This window comes from Cellulomonas septica, assembly GCF_012396155.1.
In the GTDB taxonomy this organism is placed as follows: Bacteria; Actinomycetota; Actinomycetes; order Actinomycetales; family Cellulomonadaceae; genus Cellulomonas; species Cellulomonas septica.
On record NZ_JAAXOY010000226.1, the window covers coordinates 1 to 4,996 of the forward strand.

6 protein-coding genes are annotated in these 4,996 nt (G+C 75.0%); 1 reads left to right on the top strand and 5 read right to left on the bottom strand.

From position 1 onward, the window contains the following. Positions 1-467, top strand: a 467-nt coding sequence (locus tag HGA02_RS10080; RefSeq protein ID WP_210728406.1) for an AEC family transporter, incomplete at its 5' end; no start/stop codon positions are given. Between the two features lie 8 nt (positions 468-475). Here the strand turns inward: HGA02_RS10080 and HGA02_RS10085 are convergent. From HGA02_RS10085 to rhaD, 5 genes are all read right to left on the bottom strand, one after another. Further along, entirely contained in the window at positions 476-880 is a 405-nt protein-coding gene (locus HGA02_RS10085; RefSeq protein ID WP_168678893.1) for a hypothetical protein, read from the bottom strand. After that, positions 880-1,149: a hypothetical protein gene (locus HGA02_RS10090; protein ID WP_168678894.1), complete on the bottom strand. Its 270-nt coding sequence runs from the start codon at positions 1,147-1,149 to the stop codon at positions 880-882. The genes HGA02_RS10085 and HGA02_RS10090 overlap by 1 nt, the downstream gene beginning before the upstream one ends. 256 nt (positions 1,150-1,405) lie before the next feature. Continuing rightward, a complete protein-coding gene (locus tag HGA02_RS10095) occupies positions 1,406-1,792 on the bottom strand; it encodes a YciI family protein (RefSeq protein ID WP_168678895.1) in 387 nt (128 codons plus the stop codon). 113 nt (positions 1,793-1,905) lie between these two features. Further along, the gene (locus tag HGA02_RS10100; protein ID WP_168678896.1) at positions 1,906-3,420 is read right to left on the bottom strand and encodes an FGGY-family carbohydrate kinase; all 1,515 of its coding nucleotides are present in this window, start codon (positions 3,418-3,420) and stop codon (positions 1,906-1,908) included. A 94-nt stretch (positions 3,421-3,514) separates the two neighbouring features. Continuing rightward, the coding region (rhaD, locus tag HGA02_RS10105; protein ID WP_246247635.1) for a bifunctional rhamnulose-1-phosphate aldolase/short-chain dehydrogenase at positions 3,515-4,996 on the bottom strand (1,482 nt) is incomplete at its 5' end.

A 4,996-nucleotide genomic window follows, 5' to 3' on the forward strand; every position in this document is an offset into this window, starting at 1 on the left:
CCGCCGCGCTCCGCGCGACCCTGCGGCGCACGCTGACCAACCCGATCATCGTCGGCACCCTCACGGGCCTGGTCCTCGCCGCGCTCCCCTGGGAGCTGCCCGACGTCGTCTACGGGCCGTTCGAGCTCGTCGGCGCCACGGCCGCACCGCTCGCGCTGCTCACGTTCGGCATGTCGCTCGCGGTCCCCGCCGCCGACCGCGAGCGCGCGCCACGCGCCGACCTCACGCTCGCCGTCGTCCTGCGGTCCGTCGTGCACCCTGTCCTCGCCGCGCTCGTCGCGACCGCGTTCGGGCTGCACGGGGAGGCTCGGCTCGCCGTCGTCGCGATGGCCGCGCTGCCCACCGCCCAGAACGTGCTCGTCTACGCGATCCAGTACGGCCGCGGCCAGGCGCTCGCGCGCGACGCGGGGCTGGTGACGACGCTGCTCGCCCTGCCCGTCCTGCTCGTCGTCACCGCACTCCTGTAGGACGTCCCTCAGAGGCCGGTCCGCGGGTCAGGGTTGCGCGGCGTGAACCGCGCCGGTCTGCCCGCCTGAGGCCGGCGCCTGGGGCGCGCCATCGGTCGCAGCCGGCCCTCGACGTAGGTGATCGCGGCCAGCGCCGTCAGGTGCACGAGCCGGACGCGCGCCCCGTGCACGGGCAGGGGGTAGCCGGGCGTGTGGAAGTGCGCCGCGATGGCCTGCATGCCCTCGAGGTCGGCGTCGCCGAGCGTGAGGACGTGGTCCGCGAGCTCGTCCTCGCCGTAGTCCCACAGACTCGCCGCGACCTGCGACATCGAGAAGTGGACCTTGAGCTCCCGCCGGCCGGCCAGCAGCCGCTGGAGCTCCCGCTGCTCCTCGACCGACAGGTCCGCGCGGCGGCCCGCGCCCGAAGCCGACATCAGACGTTCTGCTCGCGGTGGACGTTGTGCGGCGCCTCGCGCGACACGTGCCGCGGCTCGAGCGCCCGCACGACGAACGCCCCGACGATGCCCGTCACGCCGAGCGTGTGCACCACGTTCAGCAGCATCGCCAGGTACATCGCGAGCGTCCCGCCGCCGAAGAACCACTGCGTCCGCTGCGCGATCTCGCTCACGACGGTGGCGACGACGAGCAGGCCGACGCTCCACCAGAGCATCTGCGCGGCGGACAGTCGGGGCGGCAGGTCCACAGGAGCTCCTCTCGACGGCCACCGGGCGCGGCGGCGGGCGGCCACGGCGCGGCCTGACCGCACCGTAGCGTCGCCCCGACCGCGGCGGGTCGGTTCCGTCGCTGGAACCCGGTCCCGCGATCCCACGGTCCGGCGGTCCGGTGATCCGGCGATCCGGCGATCCGGCGCGATCCGACGATCAGACGCGGTCCGGCGATCCGGCGCGGTCCCGGCCGGCCGTCGGGCCGGTGACCGACGGAGTCGGCGGACGGCTGCCTCAGGCCGGGAGGCTCGCGTCGGCTGCGGCGACGTCCGCGGAGTGGTCGACGAAGCCGCGGATCTCGACGCCCTCCGACAGCGTCTCGGCGAGCAGCGCCGCGAGGTCGCGCACGTCGTCGGTGTCGACGAGGTAGTACCCGCCGACCTGCTCGACGAGCTCGGTGTAGGGGCCGTCGCTGACCGTGCCGGTGCCGTCGGTGCTGCGCCGCACGACGAGCGCGCCGCCCGGGTGCGTGAGCTCCTCGCCACCGACGATCACGTGCCCGCGGGTCGGCGCGAGGCGGGCGAGCGCGGCGTGCCGGGCGCTGTTCCGCTCGACGTCGTCGTCGGTCCACGCGTCCCACGTCGCCTGGTCGCCGCGGAGCATCACGAGGTAGCGGGCCATGTCAGTCCTCCTCACCGGGGCACCCACTGTGCCCACGCACCCCCATGACGCGCGACCTCCACGCCGCTCGACACGGTCGCACGGAGCAGCGGTCGCGAGCCGTGACCCGCTCGTCAGGCGAAGGCGCGCGCCTCGGCCGCCGACCACTGGGCGGCGCCGGGCATGCCGGGACCGCCGGGCTCGTAGCGGTGCAGGTCGAGCCCGCGGGCGCCGACGGTGCGGAGGTCGGCGAGCGAGCCGGACAGGACCCCGGCGGCGCGCGCCTGCACCAGCACGTTGCCGAGCGCGGCACCCTCGACCGGACCGGCGACGACGGGCAGGCCGGTCGCGTCGGCGGTGAGGCGGCACAGCAGCTCGTTGCGCACGCCGCCGCCGACGACGTGCACGACCTGCACGTCCCGGCCCGACAGCGAGACGGCCTGCCGGACGGCACGCCGGTACGCGAGCGCGAGCGAGTCGAGGATGCAGCGGACCACCTCGCCCTGCGTCTGCGGCGGGCTCTGGCCGGTCCGCACCGCGGCGGCCGCGAGCCGCGCGGGCATGTCACCGGGCGGGAGGAAGTCGGGGGCGTCGACGTCGACGACGGTCGTGAGCGGCGGGACCTGCGCGGCGGCGGCGAGCAGGTCGGGCAGGTCGGCGGGCAGGCCGGCCTCGTTCCAGACCCGCAGGGTCTCCTGCAGGACCCACAGCCCCATGACGTTCTTGAGGTAGCGGACGGTTCCGTCGACGCCCGCCTCGTTGGTGAAGTTGGCGGCGCGCGACGCCTCGGTGAGCACGGGTGCGTCGAGCTCGAGCCCGACGAGCGACCAGGTGCCGCACGAGACGTACGCGAAGTCGGGACGGGTCGCGGGCACGGCGACGACCGCCGACGCGGTGTCGTGCGAGCCGACGGTCCACACGGGCAGCGGCGCGTGGTGGCCGACGTCGGCGCGGACGTCGTCGCGGACGTGGCCGAGCAGCACGCCGGGGTCCCGCAGCGGCGGCAGCAGGCGCGTGTCGATGCCGAGCCGGTCGGCCACGTCGAGCGCCCACGTGCGGGTCGTCGCGTCGAGCAGCCCCGTCGTCGACGCGTTCGTGACCTCGGCGACCGGGACGCCCGTGAGCCACGCACCGAGCAGGTCGGGGACGAGCAGCGCCTGCCGCGCGGCCGCGAGCGCGGCGGTGCCCTGCGCGGCGACGAGCTGGAAGACGGTGTTGAACGGCTGCACCTGCAGGCCCGTGCGCGCGTAGAGCTCGGCGGCGGGGACGGTCGCGAAGACCTTCTCGGGGATGCCGTCGGTGCGCGCGTCGCGGTAGTGCACGGGGTTGCCGAGCAGCCGCCCGTCGACGTCGAGCAGGCCGTGGTCGACGGCCCAGGAGTCGATGCCGACGCCGGCCAGCGTGCCGACCTCGCGCGTCGCCGCGCGCAGGCCGTCGAGCACGCCCCGGTAGAGGTGCAGCACGTCCCAGAAGAGCGTCGCCTCCCCCGTCGTCGCCGGAGCAGCGACGGGCGGGACGCGGACCGGGCCGTTCGGGAACCGGTTGACCTCGTGGAGCGTCACGCGCGGGCCGTCGGCGTCGTCGAGGACGCGTCCGACGATGACGCGCCCCGACGACGCACCGAGGTCGACGGCCGCGAACGCGCTCACGACGCCCCTCCCTCCGCACCCCGACGCGCTCCCACCGCGACGCGCGAGCCGACGAGCGAACAGGCCACCCGTGGGGCGGGCACGAGGCGTGCGGTCATCGCAGGAACGCCGCCGCGACGCCGGAGTCGACGGGGACGTGCAGGCCCGTCGTCTGGACGAGGTCGGGGCCCGTCAGCGCGAAGACCGCGGCGGCGACGTGCTCGGGGAGGACCTCGCGCTTGAGGAGCGTGCGCTGCGCGTAGTACGCGCCCAGCTCGGACTCCGGCACGCCGTAGACCGCGGCCCGCTGCGCACCCCACCCGCCGGCGAAGATGCCGGACCCGCGCACGACGCCGTCGGGGTTGACGCCGTTGACGCGGATGCCGTGCTCGCCGAGCTCGGCCGCGAGCAGCCGGACCTGGTGCGCCTGGTCGGCCTTGGTCGCGGAGTAGGCGATGTTGTTCGGGCCGGCGAACAGCGAGTTCTTCGACGCGATGTAGACGATGTCGCCGCCGAGGCCCTGCGCGATCATCGCGCGCGCCGCCTCCCGGGCGACGAGGAACGAGCCGCGGGCCATGACGTCGTGCTGCAGGTCCCAGTCGCGGACGGTGGTCTCCAGCAGCGGCTTCGAGATCGACAGGCCGGCGTTGTTGACGACCAGGTCGACACCGCCGAAGGCCAGCACCGTCTCGCGGACGAGGGCGGCCACGGCGTCCTCGGACGTCACGTCGGCCTCGACGGCGACGGCGCGGTCCGGACCGCCGAGCGACTCCGCGACCTCGGCAGCACCGGCCAGGTTGAGGTCGGCGATCACGACGCACGCCCCCTCGGCCGCGAGCCGCTCGGCGATGGCGCGCCCGATGCCGGACCCGGCGCCGGTCACGAGCGCGACGCGCGTCGCGAGGGGCTTGGGCGCGGGCATGCGCTGGAGCTTGGCCTCCTCGAGCGCCCAGTACTCGATGCGGAACTTCTCCGACTCGTCGATCGGCTGGTACGTCGAGACCGCCTCGGCGCCGCGCATGACGTTGATCGCGTTGACGTAGAACTCGCCCGCGACGCGCGCGGTCTGCTTGTCCTTGCCGAAGGAGAACATGCCGACGCCGGGGACGAGCACGATCGCGGGGTCGGCGCCGCGGATCGCGGGACTGTCCGGCGTCGCGTGCCGGTCGTAGTACGCCTGGTAGGCGTCGCGGTACTCCGCGTGCAGCTCGTGCAGCCGCGCGACGACGTCCTCGACCGGCGCGGTCGCGGGCAGGTCGACGACGAGCGGCGACACCTTGGTCCGCAGGAAGTGGTCGGGGCACGACGTCCCGAGCGCGGCGAGCGGCGCGAGGCGCTCGCGCGACAGGAAGTCGAGCACGACGTCGGAGTCGGTGAAGTGGCCGACCTGCGGGCGGTCGGCGGACGCGAGGCCGCGGATCACGGGCGCGAGGGCCGCCGCCAGCCCGTTCCTACTCGGCGCGGGCGCATCGGTGGATGCGGGCCCGACCTGCGGCGATACCTGCACCGGCGCGGGCGCCGCGGCGATCGTCAAACCACCGTGCCGGAATTCCTCGGTCCACGGTTTCACGATGAGCGCCACGGAGCCCATCGCGAT